This window comes from Streptomyces sp. NPDC048566 (assembly GCF_043199735.1).
GTDB lineage: Bacteria > Actinomycetota > Actinomycetes > Streptomycetales > Streptomycetaceae > Streptomyces.
Map to the genome: position 1 here is coordinate 68,738 of NZ_JBICWL010000006.1, position 18,303 is coordinate 87,040.

At 73.9% G+C, this 18,303-nt stretch carries 18 protein-coding genes and 1 riboswitch; of the genes, 8 read left to right on the forward strand and 10 right to left on the reverse strand.

Features of this window, described 5'->3' with window-relative positions:
* Window positions 1-61: 61 nt before the first annotated feature.
* The 5 genes from ACGFS9_RS12755 to ACGFS9_RS12775 all read right to left on the reverse strand — a co-directional run bounded on the left by ACGFS9_RS12755 (window position 62) and on the right by ACGFS9_RS12775 (window position 4,704).
* The gene (locus tag ACGFS9_RS12755) at window positions 62-1,039 is read right to left on the reverse strand and encodes a hypothetical protein (protein WP_393252734.1); all 978 of its coding nucleotides are present in this window, start codon (window positions 1,037-1,039) and stop codon (window positions 62-64) included.
* Between the two features lie 55 nt (window positions 1,040-1,094).
* On the reverse strand, window positions 1,095-2,018 hold the full coding sequence (gene metF / locus ACGFS9_RS12760; protein ID WP_393252736.1) for a methylenetetrahydrofolate reductase [NAD(P)H]: 924 nt from the start codon (window positions 2,016-2,018) through the stop codon (window positions 1,095-1,097).
* Window positions 2,019-2,274: 256 nt separating this feature from the next.
* Window positions 2,275-2,934, reverse strand: coding sequence for a thiamine phosphate synthase (gene thiE / locus ACGFS9_RS12765; RefSeq protein ID WP_393252738.1), 660 nt, complete (start codon window positions 2,932-2,934; stop codon window positions 2,275-2,277).
* A gap of 88 nt (window positions 2,935-3,022) precedes the next feature.
* Entirely contained in the window at window positions 3,023-3,394 is a 372-nt protein-coding gene (locus ACGFS9_RS12770) for an Rv2175c family DNA-binding protein (protein ID WP_393252740.1), read from the reverse strand.
* 62 nt (window positions 3,395-3,456) lie between these two features.
* Window positions 3,457-4,704, reverse strand: a complete 1,248-nt coding sequence (locus ACGFS9_RS12775) for an NAD(P)/FAD-dependent oxidoreductase (protein ID WP_393252742.1) — start codon at window positions 4,702-4,704, stop codon at window positions 3,457-3,459.
* A 260-nt stretch (window positions 4,705-4,964) separates the two neighbouring features.
* Window positions 4,965-5,077: riboswitch (TPP riboswitch) on the forward strand.
* Here ACGFS9_RS12775 and thiO point away from each other — a divergent pair.
* From thiO to ACGFS9_RS12800, 5 genes are all read left to right on the forward strand, one after another.
* On the forward strand, window positions 5,075-6,253 hold the full coding sequence (thiO, locus tag ACGFS9_RS12780; protein WP_393252743.1) for a glycine oxidase ThiO: 1,179 nt from the start codon (window positions 5,075-5,077) through the stop codon (window positions 6,251-6,253). Its footprint overlaps the riboswitch before it by 3 nt.
* On the forward strand, window positions 6,250-6,450 hold the full coding sequence (gene thiS / locus ACGFS9_RS12785) for a sulfur carrier protein ThiS (RefSeq protein ID WP_393252744.1): 201 nt from the start codon (window positions 6,250-6,252) through the stop codon (window positions 6,448-6,450). Before thiO ends, thiS begins: the two co-directional genes overlap by 4 nt.
* Window positions 6,451-6,453: 3 nt before the next feature.
* On the forward strand, window positions 6,454-7,248 hold the full coding sequence (locus ACGFS9_RS12790; protein WP_393252745.1) for a thiazole synthase: 795 nt from the start codon (window positions 6,454-6,456) through the stop codon (window positions 7,246-7,248).
* A gap of 338 nt (window positions 7,249-7,586) precedes the next feature.
* Window positions 7,587-9,527, forward strand: a complete 1,941-nt coding sequence (gene pknB, locus ACGFS9_RS12795) for a Stk1 family PASTA domain-containing Ser/Thr kinase (protein ID WP_393252746.1) — start codon at window positions 7,587-7,589, stop codon at window positions 9,525-9,527.
* 84 nt (window positions 9,528-9,611) lie between these two features.
* Window positions 9,612-10,517 (forward strand): deoxyribonuclease IV, encoded by a 906-nt coding sequence (locus ACGFS9_RS12800; protein WP_393253068.1) that lies wholly within the window; start codon window positions 9,612-9,614, stop codon window positions 10,515-10,517.
* Window positions 10,518-10,622: 105 nt separating this feature from the next.
* On the opposite strand, the gene ACGFS9_RS12805 is transcribed toward ACGFS9_RS12800, so the two are convergent.
* Window positions 10,623-11,255: a sulfite oxidase-like oxidoreductase gene (locus ACGFS9_RS12805; RefSeq protein WP_393252747.1), complete on the reverse strand. Its 633-nt coding sequence runs from the start codon at window positions 11,253-11,255 to the stop codon at window positions 10,623-10,625.
* A 155-nt stretch (window positions 11,256-11,410) separates the two neighbouring features.
* Between ACGFS9_RS12805 and bfr the strand changes: the two genes are divergently transcribed.
* The gene (gene bfr, locus ACGFS9_RS12810; RefSeq protein ID WP_393252748.1) at window positions 11,411-11,890 is read left to right on the forward strand and encodes a bacterioferritin; all 480 of its coding nucleotides are present in this window, start codon (window positions 11,411-11,413) and stop codon (window positions 11,888-11,890) included.
* A 64-nt stretch (window positions 11,891-11,954) separates the two neighbouring features.
* On the opposite strand, the gene ACGFS9_RS12815 is transcribed toward bfr, so the two are convergent.
* From ACGFS9_RS12815 to ACGFS9_RS12825, 3 genes are all read right to left on the reverse strand, one after another.
* Window positions 11,955-12,272: a bacterioferritin-associated ferredoxin gene (locus ACGFS9_RS12815; protein WP_393252750.1), complete on the reverse strand. Its 318-nt coding sequence runs from the start codon at window positions 12,270-12,272 to the stop codon at window positions 11,955-11,957.
* Window positions 12,273-12,431: 159 nt separating this feature from the next.
* Window positions 12,432-13,784 (reverse strand): class II 3-deoxy-7-phosphoheptulonate synthase, encoded by a 1,353-nt coding sequence (locus ACGFS9_RS12820; RefSeq protein ID WP_393252752.1) that lies wholly within the window; start codon window positions 13,782-13,784, stop codon window positions 12,432-12,434.
* A gap of 125 nt (window positions 13,785-13,909) precedes the next feature.
* Window positions 13,910-15,124, reverse strand: coding sequence for a glycoside hydrolase domain-containing protein (locus ACGFS9_RS12825; protein WP_393252754.1), 1,215 nt, complete (start codon window positions 15,122-15,124; stop codon window positions 13,910-13,912).
* 125 nt (window positions 15,125-15,249) lie between these two features.
* On the opposite strand from ACGFS9_RS12825, the gene ACGFS9_RS12830 reads away from it, so the two are divergent.
* A complete protein-coding gene (locus ACGFS9_RS12830) occupies window positions 15,250-15,306 on the forward strand; it encodes a trp operon leader peptide (RefSeq protein WP_393253070.1) in 57 nt (18 codons plus the stop codon).
* A gap of 109 nt (window positions 15,307-15,415) precedes the next feature.
* Window positions 15,416-17,317, forward strand: coding sequence for an anthranilate synthase family protein (locus ACGFS9_RS12835; RefSeq protein WP_393252755.1), 1,902 nt, complete (start codon window positions 15,416-15,418; stop codon window positions 17,315-17,317).
* Here ACGFS9_RS12835 and ACGFS9_RS12840 read toward each other — a convergent pair.
* The gene (locus tag ACGFS9_RS12840) at window positions 17,269-18,264 is read right to left on the reverse strand and encodes a 2-hydroxyacid dehydrogenase (protein ID WP_393252756.1); all 996 of its coding nucleotides are present in this window, start codon (window positions 18,262-18,264) and stop codon (window positions 17,269-17,271) included. The two genes, ACGFS9_RS12835 and ACGFS9_RS12840, sit on opposite strands and share 49 nt — an antisense overlap.
* Window positions 18,265-18,303 lie beyond the last annotated feature (39 nt).

The following is an 18,303-nucleotide window of genomic DNA, read 5'->3' on the forward strand; positions in this document are numbered from 1 at the left end:
CCGCGGGTCGCGCGTGCGGCGGTGTCCGGGCCGCCCGCGGGCCGTGCGCCCGGCGCTCGGGTCAGTAGCGGTACTGCTCGTCGTATCCGGTGGCGCCGTTCCCCTGGTAGGGGTACTGCTGCTGCTCGGGCGGGAGTTCGCCGCCGTAGGTGTCGTCGGTGTCGCGCTGCTGCGGCACCCAGACGCCGCCGGCCGGCGTCTCCCCCGCGTAGCCGCCGTTGCCGTACTGCTGCTGCTGGCCGTAGCCCTGCTGCGCGTACTGCTGGTCGCCGTAGCCCGTGGTGTCGTACGAGGCGCCGTAGGTCTGGGTGCCGTTGTACGGGTCCGCGTAGGCCGCGTACTGCTGCTGGCCGTTGTCGTAGCCGTACTGCTGCTGGTCGTAGGCCGGGTAGCCGTCGTAGCCGTAGCCCTGCTGGTCCGGGGACTGGGCCGTGGCCGCGTAGGCCTGCTGGTCCTGGGCCGGGTCGGCGTAGGACGGGTCGGCGCCGTAGCCGGCGGTGTCGTACACCCCGTAGGAGCCGGTGTCCTCGGGCAGTGGCTGCGGCTCGTAGACCGCGGTCGACTCGGCGGACGAGGGGTCCGGGGCGCCGGGGGGCATGAACCGGTCGGACGGGGCGGGCGCGAAGACGTCGTCGTCCCCCGCGTACGGGTCGTCGTCGTGCCCGAAGGCGGCCTCGGCGGGCACGTCCGGGCCGTGGCTCTCGGCCGGCGGGTCCGCGGGCTCCGGCTCGCCGCGGCGGCGCTTGCTCGCCTTGGCCGGACGCTCCGCGTCCTCCGGCGCCGAGCGCCCGTTGATGGCCCAGCCCTGGGCGAAGCCCTTGCGGAAGGAGAGGGTCACGTACGTCTGGCCGACGGTGAAGGCGATCGCGCCGAGGCCGATGACGACGACGGAGTGCATCAGGACGCCGAGGACGACACCGAGGAAGCCGACGAAGGCGAGCAGCCGGAACCTCAGGCGCGCCTTGTACTGCAGGAGGACCTCGCCGAGCAGCCACAGCGCGACGATGCCGAACGCAAGATAGAGGACCGTCAAGCCCATGTACGCCCCTCTCCCAGTGGCCGCACGCAGTCTGTCGTACGCGGGTGCGACCGGTCTAGGCCTGCTGTGGGTGGTGCAGGCCCAGATTCTCGTAGATCTCCAGTGTCGCCGTGGAGTTGTTCAGCGTGATGAAGTGCAGTCCGGGGACCCCTTCGTCCAACAGCCTCGCACAGAACTCCGTCGCGAACTCGATGCCAATGGAGCGTACAGCGGCCGGATCGTCTTTGACTGTGAGGATCCGCTCCTTCAGGACGTCCGGGAAGGAGGCGTTGGACAGCTTCGGCAGCCGCTCCAGCATCCGCACGCTCGTCACGGGCATGATCTCCGGGATGACCGGCGTCTCGCAGCCCGCGGCGGCGACGCGGTCGCGCAGCCTCAGGTAGGACTCCGGCCGGAAGAACATCTGGGTGATGGCGTAGTCGGCGCCCGCGCGGCACTTGTCGACGAAGTGGGAGACGTCCACGTCCCAGTGCGCGGACCGGGGGTGCATCTCGGGGAAGGCGGCGACGCCGACGCAGAAGTCACCCGACTCCTTGATGAGGCGCACGAGTTCGGCGGCGTAGGTCAGGCCCTTGGGGTGTGCCACCCACTCGCCCATCGGGTCGCCCGGCGGGTCGCCGCGCACGGCGAGCATGTTGCGGATGCCGGCGTCCGCGTACTGGCCGATGATGTTGCGCAGTTCCGCGACCGAGTGGTCGACGGCCGTCAGGTGGGCGACCGGGGTGAGCGTCGTGTCGAGCACGATCTGCTCGGTCTCCTTGACCGTGCCGGCCCGGGTGGAGCCGCCGGCCCCGTAGGTCACCGAGACGAAGTCGGGGGCCACGGCCTCGACCCGCCGCAGGGCGTTCCACAGGTTCCGCTCGCCCTTCGGGGTCTTGGGCGCGGAGAACTCGAACGAGCAGGTCTGTTTGCCGGTCGCGAGCATGTCGCGCACCGTTCGCGCGCGATCAGTCCTGGTGGAGGCAGATCCGAGGGCCATAGTCGCAGGTTAGCCAGCGGGGGCCGGTCCCCCAACCGAACCGATGGGATTTGTCCCATCTGTCGGCTTCTTGTCCACCCCTCGGACAGCCGGGCCGTTCCCGGCCGGCGGTCACCCCCCGTTCCCGGCCGGGAGCGGGCCGCGACGCCGGCCGAGGCGAGGCCGGCGGGCCGGCGCCTCCCGGACGGCCCGACGGCCTCGCGGGCCGCCGCCGTACGCCCGCCGCGGGAGGGACGGAGCCCGGTGGGAGACGGTCCTACGCGGCGCGCAGCCGCTTGGCGAACTCGGCGGCCGCGGCGCCCGGGTCCTCCGCCTCGGTGATGGCCCGGACCACGACGACCCGGCGGGCGCCCGCTTCGAGGACCTCGTCGAGGCGGCCGAGGTCGATGCCGCCGATCGCGAACCAGGGGCGGTCGGTGCCGAGGCCGGCGGCGTGCCGGACGAGACCGAGGCCGGGGGCGTGCCGGCCGGGCTTGGTGGGGGTGGGCCAGCAGGGGCCGGTGCAGAAGTAGTCCACGCCGTCCTGGGCGGCGGCGGCCTCGGCCTCCGGACCCGCGTGGGTGGAGCGGCCGATCAGCACCCCGTCGCCGACGATCGCGCGGGCGGCGGGGACGGGCAGGTCGCCCTGGCCGAGGTGCAGCACGTCGGCGCCCGCCGCGTGGGCCACGTCGGCCCGGTCGTTGACCGCGAGGAGCTTGCCGTGGCGGGCGCAGGCGTCGGCGAGGACCCGCAGGTGCTCCAGCTCCTGGGCCGCCTCCATGCCCTTGTCGCGCAACTGCACGATGTCCACGCCGCTCGCGAGGACCGTGTCGGCGAACTCGGCGAGGTCGCCCTGGCGCCTGCGGGCGTCGGTGCAGAGGTAGACGCGGGCGTCGGCGAGGCGGGCGCGGGCGGAAGTGGCGGCTGCTGCGGGCATGCGTGGGTCCCCCGTGGTCGGTGCGCGGGGAGCGCGGCGGCCGGGTGCCCGGCCGCCGCGCTCGCCGCGCCGAATCGTCTCGAACAGGTCAGACGGCGAGCGCCTGGGCGCGGCGCTTCACCTCCGTGCCGCGATTCTCGCTCAGCGCCTGCGCGGGGGTGCCGGGCAGGGTGGGGTCGGGGGTGAAGAGCCATTCGAGGGCCTCTTCGTCGGTGAAGCCGTCGTCCCGCAGGAGCGTCAGGGTGCCGGACAGGCCCTTGACGACCTTCTGCTCGTTCCCGTCGATGAAGGCGGCGGGGACGTGCAGCGCGCGGTTCTCACCACGGCGTACGGCGATCAGCTGGCCGTCCTTGACCAGCTGCCGGACGCGGGTCACCTCGACGCCGAACTGCTCGGCGATGTCGGGGAGGGTGAGCCAGGCGGGGACGAGAGCATCGATCTTTGCGTCAATCTCGGTCACGGGACAAGCCTGCCATCCCGGACCGACAGTCGGAAGCCGAGGGCGTCCGACCCGGGACGGGCTCAGGCGGGCGGGGTCTGCGCGGTGGCCGTCTTCAGCGGCCTCGACGGGTCCGCGAGCAGCGGCGCGTCCATGAGGGCCCCCGCCTCGATGAGCCGCCGGCCCTGCGCCAGATCCCTCGGGCGGCCCACCGCCAGCAGGGCGACCAGGCGTGTCCCGCGCAGCCAGCACACCGACCAGGCGGCGCCCGCGGGGTCGCCCCGCCACACCAGCTCGTCGGCGGGCGTGTGGTGGCCGACGTACTGCACGAAACGACCGAACTGCTCGGACCAGAAGTAGGGCACCGGGTCGTAGGCGGCGGGCGTCGCTCCCACGATGTTGGCGGCGACGGTGCGGGGCCCCTGGAGCGCGTTGTCCCAGTGGTGGACCAGGAGGCGGTCCTCGTAGCGTCCGGACGGGAAGGAGGCGCAGTCGCCGACGGCGTACACGTCCGGCAGCGAGGTGCGCAGGTGGGCGTCGGCGAGGATCTCCCGGTCGGCTCCGAGGGCGATGCCGGAGCCGGCGATCCAGCCGGTCGCGGGCCGCGCGCCGATCCCGACGACCACGGCGCCCGCGGGCACCCGGGAGCCGTCGTCCAGCACCACGGCCCCCGGCTCGACGCGCTCCACGCGGGTGCGCGTGCGCAGCGTGGCCCCGCTGTCGGCGTACCAGGCGGCCATCGGGGCGGCCACCTCGGCGGGCAGCACGGCGGCCAGCGGCCGGTCGGCGGCCTCGACGACGGTCACCGCGCAGCCCGCCTCACGCGCCGCGGTGGCGAACTCGGCGCCGATCCAGCCCGCTCCGACGACCACGATGCCCTGCCGGCCCAGCAGGACGGGGCGCAGCCGTTCGGCGTCGTCCAGCGTGCGCAGCAGGTGCACTCCCGGCAGTCCCTCCGCGCCGGGGAGACGGATGGGTTCGGCGCCGGTCGCCACGACCAGGACGTCGTAGGGGACGGGCCCCGCGGCGGTGTCGAGTTCGTGGTCCGCGGCGCGCACGCCGAGGGCCTCCAGGCCGAGCCGCAGCTCGATGTCGAGGGCCGCGAAGTCGACGTCGAGGGCCGCGCCGTCCGCCGTGCCGAGCAGGACCGCCTTGGACAGCGGCGGCCGGTCGTAGGGCTGGTGGGGCTCCGCTCCGATCAGCGTGACGGTGCCGGTGAACCCCTGTTCGCGCAGGGCGACCGCCGTCTGCACCCCGGCCATGCCCGCGCCCACCACCACGACCCGCCGCGCGGTGGACCCCTGCGCCTTCGCCTGCGTCTGCTCGCTCACCAGATCACCATAGACACCTGACGTTGCGTCAGTCATCGCTCACGTCCGGTGATCCGCCGCACAGCGGCCGGCGGAAAAGGCGCCCCCGCGGACGGCGGCCGCTCCCGGCCGCCGGGCACGGCCGGCGGCCGGACGCGGCGGACACCCGGACCGCCCCCGCGCCGAGGGCCCGCTCCGCCGCGGAGCACGGAGCCGTCCGCCCGGGCGCCGGGCCGAGGCTCCCTTACCGGCTCGCGGGGCGCGGGCTAGGGTGGCGGACGCAAAGCACTCGCGGGAGCCCGGCGCAACGGGCTGAGAGGGAGGCTGGGGCGGCCTCCGACCGTACGAACCTGATCCGGGTCATGCCGGCGAAGGGAGGGGCTGGACGCCCATGTCGCCTACACACTCGTCCACACGACCGTCCGACGTCCTCGTCATCGGGGGCGGGATCATCGGCCTGGTCACGGCCTGGCGGGCCGCGCAGCGCGGACTCGCCACCGCGCTCGTCGATCCCGAGCCCGGCGGTGGGGCCGCGCAGGTCGCGGCCGGGATGCTCGCCGCCGTCACCGAACTGCACTACGGCGAGGAGACCCTGCTCGGGCTCAACCTCGCCTCGGCGCGCCGCTACCCGGAGTTCGTCGCCGAGCTCACCGAGGCGAGCGGCCGGGACCCGGGCCACCGGCAGTGCGGCACCCTGGCGGTCGCGCTGGACGCCGACGACCGCGCCCACCTGCGGGACCTGCACGCGCTGCAGAGCCGCTGCGGACTGGCGTCGCAGTGGCTGACAGGCCGGGAGTGCCGCCGCCTGGAGCCGATGCTCGCCCCCGGGGTGCGCGGCGGCCTGCGGGTCGACGGCGACCACCAGATCGACCCGCGGCGCCTCGCCGCGGCCCTGCTCACGGCGTGCGAGCGGGCCGGGGTGCGCCTGCACCGGACCTGGGCGCAGCGGCTGACCGTCGACCGCGACCGGGCCACCGGGGTGGTGACCGCCGACGGCACGGCGCTCGGCGCGGGCCGGGTGGTGCTCGCGGCCGGAAGCCTGAGCGGCCGGCTGGAAGGCGTCCCGGCCGACGTCCTGCCGCCGGTCCGTCCGGTGAAGGGCCAGGTGCTCCGGCTGGCGGTGCCGCGCGACCGCCCGCCGCTGCTGAACCGCACGGTGCGGGCCGTGGTCCGCGGCAGCCACGTCTACCTGGTGCCGCGGGAGAACGGCGAGCTCGTCGTGGGCGCGACCAGCGAGGAACTGGGCTGGGACACGACGGTGACGGCGGGCGGCGTGTACGAGCTGCTGCGCGACGCCCACGAGCTGGTCCCCGGGATCACCGAGCTGCCGCTCACCGAGACCCGCGCGGGCCTGCGCCCCGGCTCCCCCGACAACGCGCCGCTGCTCGGCCCCACCGCACTGGAGGGTCTGCTGCTGGCCACCGGCCACTTCCGCAACGGGGTGCTGCTCACCCCGGTCACCGGCGACGTGCTGGCGCACGTCCTGACCACCGGCGAACTCCCCGCCGAAGCCCGCCCGTTCTCCCCCCGGCGCTTCGGCGCCTCCGCCCTCTCGGAGCAGCCCGCATGAACATCGTCGTCAACGGAGAGCGGCGGCGGATCGCCGCCGGGACCGCTCTCGACGCCCTCGTCGCGACCCTCACCCCGGCGCCCTCGGGGGTGGCCGCCGCCCTGAACGAGACCGTCGTCCCCCGCGGACGGTGGTCGTCCACGGCGCTGGCCGAGGGCGACCGCGTCGAGGTCCTCACCGCCGTACAAGGAGGCTGACCGATGGCCGACGACCCCTTCCTCCTCGGAGGCGGCAGCTACACCTCCCGGCTCGTCATGGGCACGGGCGGGGCGCCCAGCCTCGACGTGCTGGAGCGCGCCCTGGTGGCGTCCGGCACGGAGCTGACGACCGTCGCGATGCGGCGGGTGGACCCGTCCGTGCACGGTTCGGTGCTGTCGGTGCTGGACCGGCTCGGCATCCGCGTGCTGCCGAACACGGCCGGCTGCCACACCGCCGGCGAGGCCGTCCTCACCGCACGCCTCGCGCGCGAGGCGCTCGGCACCGACCTGGTCAAACTGGAGGTCATCGCCGACGAGCGCACCCTGCTACCCGATCCGGTGGAGCTGCTCGACGCGGCGGAGACCCTCGTCGACGACGGCTTCACCGTGCTGCCCTACACCAACGACGACCCGGTGCTCGCCCGCAAGCTGGAGGACGTGGGCTGCGCGGCGGTCATGCCCCTCGGCTCGCCCATCGGCTCCGGGCTGGGCATCCGCAACCCGCACAACTTCGAGCTGATCGTCGAGCGCGCGCGGGTACCGGTGATTCTGGACGCCGGGGCCGGTACGGCCTCGGACGCGGCGCTCGCGATGGAGCTGGGCTGCGCGGGCGTGATGCTCGCCTCGGCGGTGACGCGCGCCCAGGAGCCGGTGCTGATGGCGGAGGCGATGCGGCACGCGGTGGAGGGTGGCCGGCTGGCCCGGCGGGCGGGGCGCATCCCGCGCCGGCACTTCGCCTCCGCCTCCTCCCCCACCGAGGGCCGGGCGGACCTGGACCCGGAGCGGCCGGCCTTCTGACCGGGGCGACGGCCCGCGCGGCGGCGCCCCTCTCGGCGGGCGCGGGCGGGCCGGGCCCGTCCCGCGCCGTGGGGGGACGCGCCTCCCCGAACGGGGCCGGCGCGGGCGGGCGCCGCCGTCGCGGGCGGGGGCCGCCGTCGCGGGCGGGGGCCGCGGCGGTCGCGAACCGGGTCCGCGACCGGGGCGTCGGGGCCCGGCGGAGCGGGTGCGAGCGGGGCGGGCGCGGGCGGGCGGGCCGGTCGGCGGCGGTGCGTCGCGCGTCACAGGTCGGTCGCAGTCGTGCCCCGGTATCGGCCGAACGGGCCGGTCCGACAGTGGCGGCTCGTAGACTCACCTGCGTGGATACGACCCTTCAGGACCCGCTTGTCGGACACGTGCTCGACGGCCGCTACCGCGTCGACGCACGGATCGCGGTGGGCGGGATGGCCACGGTCTACCGGGCCCTGGACATCCGCCTCGACCGCGTGGTCGCGCTCAAGGTGATGCACCCGGCGCTGGCCGCGGACGGCTCCTTCGTCGACCGGTTCATCCGGGAGGCCAAGTCGGTGGCGCGGCTCGCGCACCCGAACGTGGTGCAGGTCTTCGACCAGGGGACGGACGGGTCGTACGTCTACCTGGCCATGGAGTACATCGCCGGCTGCACCCTGCGCGACGTGCTGCGCGAGCGCGGCGCGCTCCAGCCGCGCGCGGCGCTCGACATCCTGGAGCCGGTGCTCGCCGCGCTCGGCGCCGCGCACCGCGCCGGGTTCGTGCACCGCGACATGAAGCCGGAGAACGTCCTCATCGGGGACGACGGCCGGGTCAAGGTCGCCGACTTCGGCCTGGTGCGCGGGGTGGACACCGTGACGAGCACGACGGGCGCCGTCCTCGGCACCGTCTCCTACCTGGCGCCGGAGCAGATCGAGCACGGGACCGCCGACCCCCGCGTCGACGTGTACGCCTGCGGGGTCGTCCTGCACGAGATGCTCACCGGAGCCAAGCCGCACACCGGGGACTCCCCCGCCCAGGTCCTCTACCAGCACCTCCACGCGGACGTTCCCCCGCCCTCGGCCAGGGTGCCGGGCATGGCGCACGACCTGGACCGGCTGGTCACCGGCTCCACCGCCCGCACCCCGCAGGTGCGTCCCGCCGACGCGGTGGCGCTGCTCGGCCTGGTCCTGGAGACCCGCTCGGCGCTGACGGACGAGCAGCTCGACGCCGTCCCGCCGGGCGCGCTCTCCGCGGGCCACGACAACGCCGGCGACCGGACGAGCGTGATCCCCCGCTCGCTGTCCGCGCAGCGCCCGCTGCCGGTGAACGAGGACGAGGACGCCGGGGTCGACCGGACGAGCCGGTTCGAGAGCACCGGCCTCCTCCAGGCCCCGCCCACCGCTGCGCGGCGTCCCGGGAGGCGTCCGCGGCGCGGGCCGCTGCTCGTGGTCGCCGCCGTGCTGCTGGCCCTCGGCCTGGGCGGCGGGGTCTGGTACATCAACTCCGGGCAGTTCACCAAGGTCCCGCCGGTCCTCACGCAGACCGAGCAGCAGGCCAGGGAACGCCTGCGGGGTGCCGGCCTGGACGTGGGGCAGGTGGAGCACGCCTACAGCGACACCGTGAAGCGCGGCAGCGTCATCGGCACCGACCCGGGGGTCGGGGAGCGTATCCGGGAGAACGGCTCCGTGACACTGACCGTGTCGGACGGCCCGCGGACGGTGAAGGTGCCCGACCTGACGGGCGTCGCCCTCGGCCGGGCACGGGCCGAGCTGAAGGACGCCGGACTCGCCGCGGGGATGGTCACCGAGGAGTTCAGCGACGACGTGCCCCGGGGCTCCGTCATCGGCACCGACCCCGGCACCGGCACCACGCGGCGCGCCGGTTCGGCGATCGCGCTGGTGGTGAGCAAGGGCAGCCCGGTGGAGGTGCCCGACGTCACGGGGTCGTCCGTCGAGGACGCGACGGCGGAGCTGGAGGACGCCGGGCTGAAGGTGAAGGTCGCCGCGAAGCAGGTGACCTCCGAGTTCGACAAGGGCCAGGTCGCCGGCCAGTCCCCGGACTCCGGCCGGGAGGCGGCCACGGGCGACACGGTGACGCTGACGGTCTCCAAGGGCCCCGAGATGGTCCAGGTCCCCGACGTCGTCGGCGACAGCGTGGACGAGGCCAGGCAGAAGCTGGAGGACGCCGGGTTCGCGGTGGACGAGGACCGCGGCCTGCTCGGACTCTTCGGCGACACGGTCAAGGCCCAGTCCGTGGACGGCGGGGAGCGCGCGCCCAAGGGCTCGACGATCAAGATCCGGATTCGCTGAGCCCGGCGCGCACCCGGCTCGCCCGTCGAGCGGCCCGGCCCGTCCCGAGGACCGCCCGCGGGCCGGCCGGCCGCGCATGACACCCTGACCGGTGTGATCGGCAACAAGCTCCGCAATCCCGTCGGCGGCCACGTCCCGGTGGCCGGCGGTCTCAGCTCCGTCGGCCTGCCTTACGCGCGCGACCTGGCGGCCGAGGCCGTGCAGGTCTTCGTCGCCAACCCGCGCGGCTGGGCGACACCGGCGGGCAACCCGAAGCAGGACGAGGCGTTCCGCGCGGCGTGCGCCGCCGAGTCCGTCCCCGCCTACGTCCACGCCCCCTATCTGATCAACTTCGGGTCGCACACCGAGGCCACGGTCGAGAAGTCGGTCGCCTCGCTGCGGCACTCGCTGCGCCGCGGCCGGGAGATCGGCGCCCTGGGCGTCGTCGTGCACACCGGCAGTGCCACCGGCGGGCGGGACCGGTCGGTCGCCCTGGACCAGGTGCGGACCCGTCTGCTGCCGCTGCTGGACGAGCTCACCCACGACGACGACCCGTTCCTGCTGCTGGAGTCGACCGCGGGCCAGGGCGCCTCGCTGTGCTCCCGGACCTGGGACTTCGGTCCGTACTTCGAGGCCCTCGACGCCCATCCCAAGCTGGGCGTCTGCCTGGACACCTGCCACATCTTCGCGGCCGGCCACGACCTGACCGGCCCGAGCGGCATGCGGCAGACGCTGGACCTGCTGGTCGACACCGTCGGCGAGGGGCGGCTCCGGCTGATCCACGCCAACGACTCCAAGGACGTGGTCGGCGCGCACAAGGACCGGCACGAGAACATCGGGTCCGGCCACATCGGCGAGGAGCCGTTCCGCGCCATGATGAGCCACCCCGCCACCGAGGGCGTTCCGCTGATCATCGAGACGCCCGGCGGCAAGGAGGGGCACGCCGCGGACATCGCGCGGCTGAAGCGGCTCCGCGACGACCGACCCGGGGGACGCACCCCCGGGGGATGACCGGACGCGCGGTGCGGACACCGCCGCACGGCCCACCGGCCGCGGCGAGCGGCCCGCGCGGTCCGCGCCCACCGCCCGCGCCGCCCGAAACGGCGGCGCCGGACCTCAGAGTTCGGGGCCGTCCCCGGGCTCCTCCTGGTAGGAGTAGCGCTGCTCGCGCCAGGGGTCGCCCACGTTGTGGTAGCCCCGCTCCTCCCAGAAGCCGCGCCGGTCGGCCGTCATGTACTCGATGCCCCGGACCCACTTGGGGCCCTTCCACGCGTAGAGCTGCGGGACGACCAGGCGCAGCGGGAAGCCGTGCTCCGCCGTCAGCAGCTCGCCGTCCTTGTGGGTGGCGAAGATGGTGCGCTCGGCGGCGAAGTCGGCGAGGCGCAGGTTCGAGCTGAAGCCGTACTCGGCCCAGACCATGACGTGGGTGACGGCGGGCGAGGGCGGGGCGATCTCCAGGATCGTGCGGGCGGGCACGCCGCCCCATTCGGCCCCGAGCATGCTGAACTTGGTCACGCAGTGCAGGTCGGCTACGACGGAGGCGTACGGGAGGGCGGTGAACTCCTCGTGGGTCCAGCAGTGCTTCCCGGCGTCGGCGGTGGCCCCGAAGACGCGGAACTCCCAGCGCTCGGGGCGGAACTTGGGGACCGGCCCGTAGTGGGTGACCGGCCAGCCGCGCTGGAGCCGCTGCCCCGGCGGAAGCTCCGACAGTGCCGTGTCTCCCGTTTCCCGCTCCGCCGGCTGACCCATGCCTCCATCCTGACAGACCGGGGGCCGTGCCCATGACCAGCCCGCTCCCGAATCGGGCATCTGCCACTAAGCGTGCACTTACTGGACGGTTTCGGTGGCCGGTGCGAAGATGCGGCGCAACCTGCCCAGTCCCCCGCGTGGAAGGAGCCGCTGCGATGCAGGGCGACCCCGAGGTCATCGAATTCCTGAACGAGCAGCTGACCGGCGAGCTGACGGCGATCAACCAGTACTTCCTGCACGCGAAGATGCAGGAGAACTTCGGCTGGACGAAGCTCGCCAAGTACACCCGCAGCGAGTCCTTCGACGAGATGAAGCACGCGGAGGTGCTCACCGACCGCATCCTCTTCCTGGACGGCCTGCCGAACTACCAGCGGCTCTTCCACGTGCGGGTGGGACAGACCGTCACGGAGATGTTCCAGGCCGACCGGCAGGTCGAGGTCGAGGCGATCGACCGGCTGCGGCGCGGGATCGAGGTGATGCGGGCGAAGGGGGACATCACGTCGGCGAACATCTTCGAGTCGATCCTGGAGGACGAGGAGCACCACATCGACTACCTCGACACCCAGCTCGAACTGGTGGAGAAACTCGGCGAGGCGCTCTACATCGCGCAGCTCATCGAGCAGCCGGAGAGCTAGTTCCGCGACAGGCGACGGCATCGGTCGCCGCGGGGCGCGCCCTTCCCGTGTCCCGTCCGGGAGGCTACGCGGCGTCGCGCCCGGCGGTGCCGCGCGGTGCGGTCGCGCGCAGGACGGCCTCGTACGGGGCCCGCACCCGCTCCTGCACCCCGGCCGGGGCCTGGACCTCGGCGAGGACCGGCACGTCCTGGCCGGCGAGCCGGCGGCGAGGGCAGGAGCCCCGGCCGAGCAGCGACTGGATCTGCCGCACGCAGGACCCGCAGTCCGTGCCCGCCTTGGAGGCCGAGGCGATCTGGCGGGGCGTGCAGGCGCCGTCCGCCGCATGCTCCCTCACCTGCTCCTCGGTGATGCCGAAGCAACTGCACACGTACACGCGGTCCACCTCCCGCCGAATGGTCGGTCACGCCGTCCCGATAATCGGTGAGGCTAACCTAACCTTACCCGGCGCGCCGGAGGGACAAAAGGGGGGTGGGGCGCGGATCGGCTGTGATCCGCGCCCCACCCCCCTTCTCGGGCGACAGGCTCCCCCGGGAGCCGGGGCTCACTGGTCGCGGTACATCTCCGCGACCAGGAAGGCCAGGTCCAGGGACTGGCTGCGGTTCAGGCGGGGGTCGCAGGCCGTCTCGTACCGCTGGTGCAGGTCGTCGACGAAGATCTCGTCGCCGCCGCCCACGCACTCGGTGACGTCGTCACCGGTGAGCTCGACGTGGATGCCTCCGGGGTGCGTGCCGAGGCCCTTGTGGACCTCGAAGAAGCCCTTGACCTCGTCGAGCACGTCGTCGAAACGCCGCGTCTTGTGGCCCGAGGCCGCCTCGAAGGTGTTGCCGTGCATCGGGTCGGTCACCCAGGCCACGGTCGCGCCGGACGCGGTGACCTTCTCCACCAGCTCAGGCAGCTTGTCCCGGACCTTGTCGGCGCCCATGCGGACGATGAAGGTGAGCCGTCCCGGCTCGCGGTCGGGGTCGAGCCGCTCGATGTACTGGAGCGCCTCCTCGGCCGTCGTCGTCGGGCCGAGCTTGATGCCGATCGGGTTGCGGATCTTCGAGGCGAACTCGATGTGCGCGCCGTCGAGCTGACGGGTGCGCTCGCCGATCCACACCATGTGGCCCGACACGTCGTACAGGTGGCCCGTCCGCGAGTCGACACGGGTCAGCGCCGACTCGTAGTCCAGGAGCAGCGCCTCGTGGGAGGCGTAGAACTCGACGGTCTTGAACTCCTCCGGGTCGGTGCCGCAGGCCCGCATGAAGTTCATCGCGTTGTCGATCTCGCGGGCGAGCTGCTCGTAGCGCTGGCCCGAGGGGGACGACTTCACGAAGTCCTGGTTCCAGGCGTGCACCTGGCGCAGGTCGGCGTAGCCGCCGGTGGCGAAGGCGCGCACCAGGTTGAGCGTGGAGGCGGAGGCGTTGTACATCCGCTTGAGGCGCTCGGGGTCCGGGACGCGGGCCTTCTCGTTGAACTCGAAGCCGTTGACCGAGTCGCCCCGGTAGGTCGGCAGGGTCACGCCGTCGCGGGTCTCGGTGCCCTTGGAGCGCGGCTTGGAGTACTGGCCGGCGATGCGGCCGACCTTCACCACCGGCACGGAGGCGGCGTACGTGAGGACGGCGCCCATCTGGAGCAGCGTCTTGAGCTTGTTGCGGATCTGGTCGGCCGACACGGCGTCGAACGCCTCGGCGCAGTCGCCGCCCTGGAGGAGGAACGCCTCTCCCTTGGCGACGGATGCCATCCGGGCGCGCAGCTGGTCGCACTCGCCCGCGAAGACGAGCGGCGGATACGACTCGAGGTCCGCGATCACATCGCGCAGAGCCTCGGCATCGGGGTACTCGGGCTGCTGCGCCGCGGGCAGGTCTCGCCAGGTGTTGCCAGCGCTCGCGCTGGACTTAGCGTTCACGGTCACCCCCACAACATTACGGGGTCGTGTCGGGCGCTCCGTCACATGCTCATCAATTGAGACGAACCCCGCTCGATCGGCGTGTCCCCGGGGGCCGCGTCCGGGCGGCGGCACGGCCCACGGGGCCGCGGCTAGTCCACGTCCAGGCGGTCGCGGTCGATGGAGATGGTCACCCCGCCGTGGGTCTCGGTGGTGTCGCCGAGGTACTGGTGGACGCGCCGGTGCCCGGACCACAGCGTCGCGGGGATCGACGCGTCGGAGGTGGTCGAGGTGCCGTTCCAGCGGGCGAAGTGGATCACGTCCGGCAGGGTGACCTCGTCGCGGTGCGCGATCAGGTCGGCGACCAGGGACGAGGTGTTGCCGTAGGCACCGGCCCGGTAGCCGAGCGCGTGCAGGCGCTCGGTGTAGGCGTCGAGGTAGCCGAGCACCTGGTCGGTGAGCTTCCCGCCGCGCTCGTAGTGCTCCAGGTCGTTGTAGAGCACGGCGCCCTTGCCGAAGCCGAGCGCCGCGGCCTGCGCCGCCGCGTCGTCGGCGGCGGCGGTGCCCTGGGACACCGGGCTGGTGATGGCCGCGCAGCCCCCGCAGCTGCCGCCGTCGGCGGCGGAGGGCTGACGGCCGACGTAGAGCGGGAAGAACCGCCAGCCGCGTTCGTACTGGGCGCGCACCCAGCCGGCGGTCAGGTGCTGCTGGGCGCAGGCGCGGTTCAGGCCGCCGATGTAGACGCCGACGGCTCCGTAGTCGGAGTGGTCGCGCCAGGCGTCCATCGCGCTCTGGCTCGGCGCGGTGCAGGCGTCGAAGCCCTCGCCCCGGAAGGAGGTCGCGTCGGTTGGCAGCGGGGCCGCGGCGGGCCGGTCGGCGGGGGTCCCGGACGTCGCGGTGACGGGCAGCCCGGCGCCGCGCAGGATGCGCTGGATGCGGGTGCGGTCGCGGCCGTAGGCGGCGGTGACGGCGATCCGGTCGGCGGTCGCCCGGTAGGTGCGGGCCGTGACGTTCTCGGTGACGGCCCGCGCGGCGGAGCGCGCGGGCTGGACCAGCAGCGCCTCGGTGCGCCCGCTGGCCCGGGCCGGGCAGTTCTGGTCGCCGCCGGGGGTGCCGAGGTAGACGGCGTGCCGGTCGAAGCGGACACAGGCGTCCGGGTGGCGGTCGAGGTCCACGATCCGCCAGGAGGCGGGGACGGTGAACGCGTGGCCCCGGTAGGCGATCCGCGTGACGTCCTCGGGGTCGGCCGCGCGCGGGGCGGAGCGCGCCGCGCCGAGCGGTCCGGCGGCGAGGGCGGCGGCCGCGAGGAGGACGGTCAGGGTGCGGGCGGCGGCCCTGCGGGGCCGGGGCGGGCGGGCTGGGGGCATGGCGGGGGGCTCCTCGGTCGGGTGGTGCTGTCTGGCCATCCATGGCCGGTGACCGGCCTCCCGGAACGCCGCGCGGAAGCGGTTCACGCTGTTGCCCGTCCGTGACGTCGGGTAGGGTGCGGCGCATGTTCGCGCTCAGGAACCAGAACTGGTGGTGGACCGCTCGTCCGGCGGCCCACTGACAGCGCGTGCACACGACGTCGCGAAGGCCGCCCGAGGGGCGGCCTTCGGCGTTCGCGGGCCCGGGCCGTTCCTCTCCGAGATGCATGATCCGAGAGAAGGAACGCGCCCATGAACCTGTCCGACCTGCCGGCCGATCCCCGTCCGTTCGCCCTGCTGCGCCGCCGCACCCCGGGCCGCGACCACGACGTCGTGGAGCTGCTGCTGGGCCCGGTGCGCGAGGTGGAGCACCTCGCCGAGCTGCCCGGGGAGTGCCTCGCGCTGATTCCGTTCCGGCAGATCCGCGAGCGCGGCTTCGACGTCCGTGACGACGGCACCCCGCTCGCCGTGCTGGTCCCCGAGGAGCGGCACGAACTGCCGCTCGGCCGGGTGCTGGAGGAGTTGCCGGCGCACGGCGTGCGGGTCGAGGACGGCGGCTTCGACATCGGCGACGAGGAGTACTCCGCGATCGTCGAGCGGGTGCTGCGCGAGGAGATCGGTCACGGCGAGGGCGCCAACTTCGTGATCCGGCGCACCTACGAGGGGCGGATCGCGGACTTCACGCGGGCGGACGCGCTGGCCCTGTTCCGCCGGCTGCTGCTCGGCGAGCGCGGCGCGTACTGGACGTTCGTCGTGCACACCGGGGAGCGCACGCTGGTCGGGGCGAGCCCGGAGGTGCACGTCCGGATGTCCGGCGGCACCGTGGTGATGAACCCGATCAGCGGCACGTACCGCTATCCGGCGGGCGGGCCGACCCCCGAGGACCTGCTCGCGTTCCTCTCCGACGGCAAGGAGATCGAGGAGCTCTCCATGGTCGTCGACGAGGAGCTGAAGATGATGTGCACCGTCGGCGACCGGGGCGGGGTCGTGGTCGGACCGCGGCTCAAGGAGATGGCGCACCTCGCGCACACCGAGTACGAGCTGCGCGGCCGGACGTCCCTGGACGTGCGCGAGGTGCTGCGGGAGACCCTGTTCGCGGCGACGGTCACCGGCTCCCCGGTGCAGAACGCCTGCCGGGTCATCGAGCGGCACGAGACGGGTGGGCGGGGCTACTACGCCGGTGCCCTGGCGCTGGTCGGCCGGGACCGGGGGGACGGGCCGGACGGCGCCCTCGGCGCGCAGACGCTGGACTCCCCCATCCTCATCCGCACGGCCGACATCGGCGCGGACGGACGGCTGCGGGTCCCGGTCGGCGCCACGCTCGTCCGGGGGTCGGACCCGGCCGGCGAGGTGGCCGAGACGCACGCGAAGGCGGCCGGGGTGCTGGCCGCGCTGGGGGTCGGGCCCGGCCGTCCGCTCCCGGACGCGGCGCGGCCCCGGCTGGGCGAGGACCCGCGGGTGCGGGCGTCGCTGGACGGCCGCCGCGCCTCGCTGGCACCGTTCTGGCTGCGGATGCAGGAGCGCCCGGCGCGGCCGGCCGGGCACGCGCTGGTCGTCGACGCCGAGGACACCTTCACGGCGATGCTGGCGCACGTGCTCCGGTCCTCGGGGCTCGACGTGACGGTGCGGCGCTTCGACGAGCCGGGGCTGCGGGAGGCCGCCCTCGGGCACCGCGGACCGGTGGTCCTCGGCCCCGGTCCGGGCGACCCCGGCGCTCCGGCGGACCCCCGGATGCGGTTCCTGCGGGAGCTGACCGCGGCGCTGATCCGCGGGCACCGGGACGGCGTGCTCGGGGTCTGCCTCGGGCACGAGCTGATCGCGGCCGAACTGGGCCTGGACATCGTCCGCAAGGACGTCCCGTACCAGGGGGCGCAGACCGTGATCGACCTGTTCGGGCGCCCGGAGACCGTCGGCTTCTACAACAGCTTCACGGCGCGCTGCGACGAGGAGGCGCTGCCGGAGCTCTCGGCGCACGGCGTCGAGGTGAGCCGTGCGGCGAACGGCGAGGTGCACGCGCTGCGCGGTCCGGGCTTCGCCGGGGTGCAGTTCCACCCGGAGTCGGTGCTGAGCCTGAACGGGGCGGCGATCGTCGGGGAGCTGGTCGGTCAGCTCCGGGGCACCAGCACGTTCTCCGAGCGGCGGCCCTTCGCGTAGTCGAGGACGTTGCGGACGGTGGTGTCCACGATCTGGCTGACCGCGTCGGCGGTGTAGTACGCCTGGTGCGAGGTGACCAGGACGTTCGGGAAGGTGACGAGGCGGGCCAGGGTGTCGTCCTCGACGGCTTCGAGGGACTTGTCGAGGAAGAACAGTCCGGCCTCGGCCTCGTACACGTCGAGGCCGACGCCGGTGAAGCGGCCCTCGCGGAGCTGGTCGACCAGCGCCGGGCTGTCGATGAGGCCGCCGCGGCTGGAGTTGACCAGGACGGCGTCGTCCTTCATCAGCCGCAGCGCCCCGGCGTCGATCAGGTGCAGGGTCTGCGGCACCAGCGGGACGTGCAGGGAGACCAGGTCGGACTCGGCGAGGAGGCGTTCCTTGGGGACGTACTCCATGCCGAGGGCGAGGCACGCGGGGTTCTCGGCGATGTCCCAGCCGAGCAGCCTCATGCCGAAGCCGTGGGCGATCCGGGCGAAGGCCTCGCCGATCTTCCCGGTGCCGAGGACGCCGGCCGTGCGCCCGTGCATGTCGCGGCCCATGAGCCCGTCGAGCCGGAAGTCGAAGTCGCGGGTGCGGTTCGCGGCCCGCACGACGCGGCGGTTGACGGCCATGCCGAGCGTCCAGGCGAACTCGGCGACCGAGTAGGGCGAGTAGTACGAGACCCGGGCGACGGTCATGCCGAGGCGTTCGGCGACGTCGAGGTCGATGTTGTTGAAGCCGGTGGAGCGCTGGGCGACGAACTGGGTTCCGCCGGCCGCCAGGGTCTGCAGCACCCGGTTGCCCAGACCGCAGTTGACACTCGTGGAGACGGCCTCGTGGCCGGCGGCGATCGGCGCGGTGTCCTCGGTGAGGAAGACGTCCAGGCAGTGCACGTCGTGGTGTCCGGCGAAGGCCCGCTCGATCAGCGGCTTCTCGTCGGACTGGACCCCGAACGCCAGAATCTCCACCGAGGGCTCCCGTTCTGCGAGGGCATGGGCCGGATGACG

Coding starts and splice junctions, on each gene's coding strand:
- thiO (WP_393252743.1), top strand. CDS start 5,075: ATGTCGCCTACACACTCGTCCACACGACCGTCCGACGTCCTCGTCATC.
- ACGFS9_RS12835 (WP_393252755.1), top strand. CDS start 15,416: ATGAACCTGTCCGACCTGCCGGCCGATCCCCGTCCGTTCGCCCTGCTG.
- ACGFS9_RS12790 (WP_393252745.1), top strand. CDS start 6,454: ATGGCCGACGACCCCTTCCTCCTCGGAGGCGGCAGCTACACCTCCCGG.
- thiS (WP_393252744.1), top strand. CDS start 6,250: ATGAACATCGTCGTCAACGGAGAGCGGCGGCGGATCGCCGCCGGGACC.
- bfr (WP_393252748.1), top strand. CDS start 11,411: ATGCAGGGCGACCCCGAGGTCATCGAATTCCTGAACGAGCAGCTGACC.
- ACGFS9_RS12755 (WP_393252734.1), bottom strand. CDS start 1,039: ATGGGCTTGACGGTCCTCTATCTTGCGTTCGGCATCGTCGCGCTGTGG.
- ACGFS9_RS12825 (WP_393252754.1), bottom strand. CDS start 15,124: ATGCCCCCAGCCCGCCCGCCCCGGCCCCGCAGGGCCGCCGCCCGCACC.
- metF (WP_393252736.1), bottom strand. CDS start 2,018: ATGGCCCTCGGATCTGCCTCCACCAGGACTGATCGCGCGCGAACGGTG.
- ACGFS9_RS12805 (WP_393252747.1), bottom strand. CDS start 11,255: ATGGGTCAGCCGGCGGAGCGGGAAACGGGAGACACGGCACTGTCGGAG.
- thiE (WP_393252738.1), bottom strand. CDS start 2,934: ATGCCCGCAGCAGCCGCCACTTCCGCCCGCGCCCGCCTCGCCGACGCC.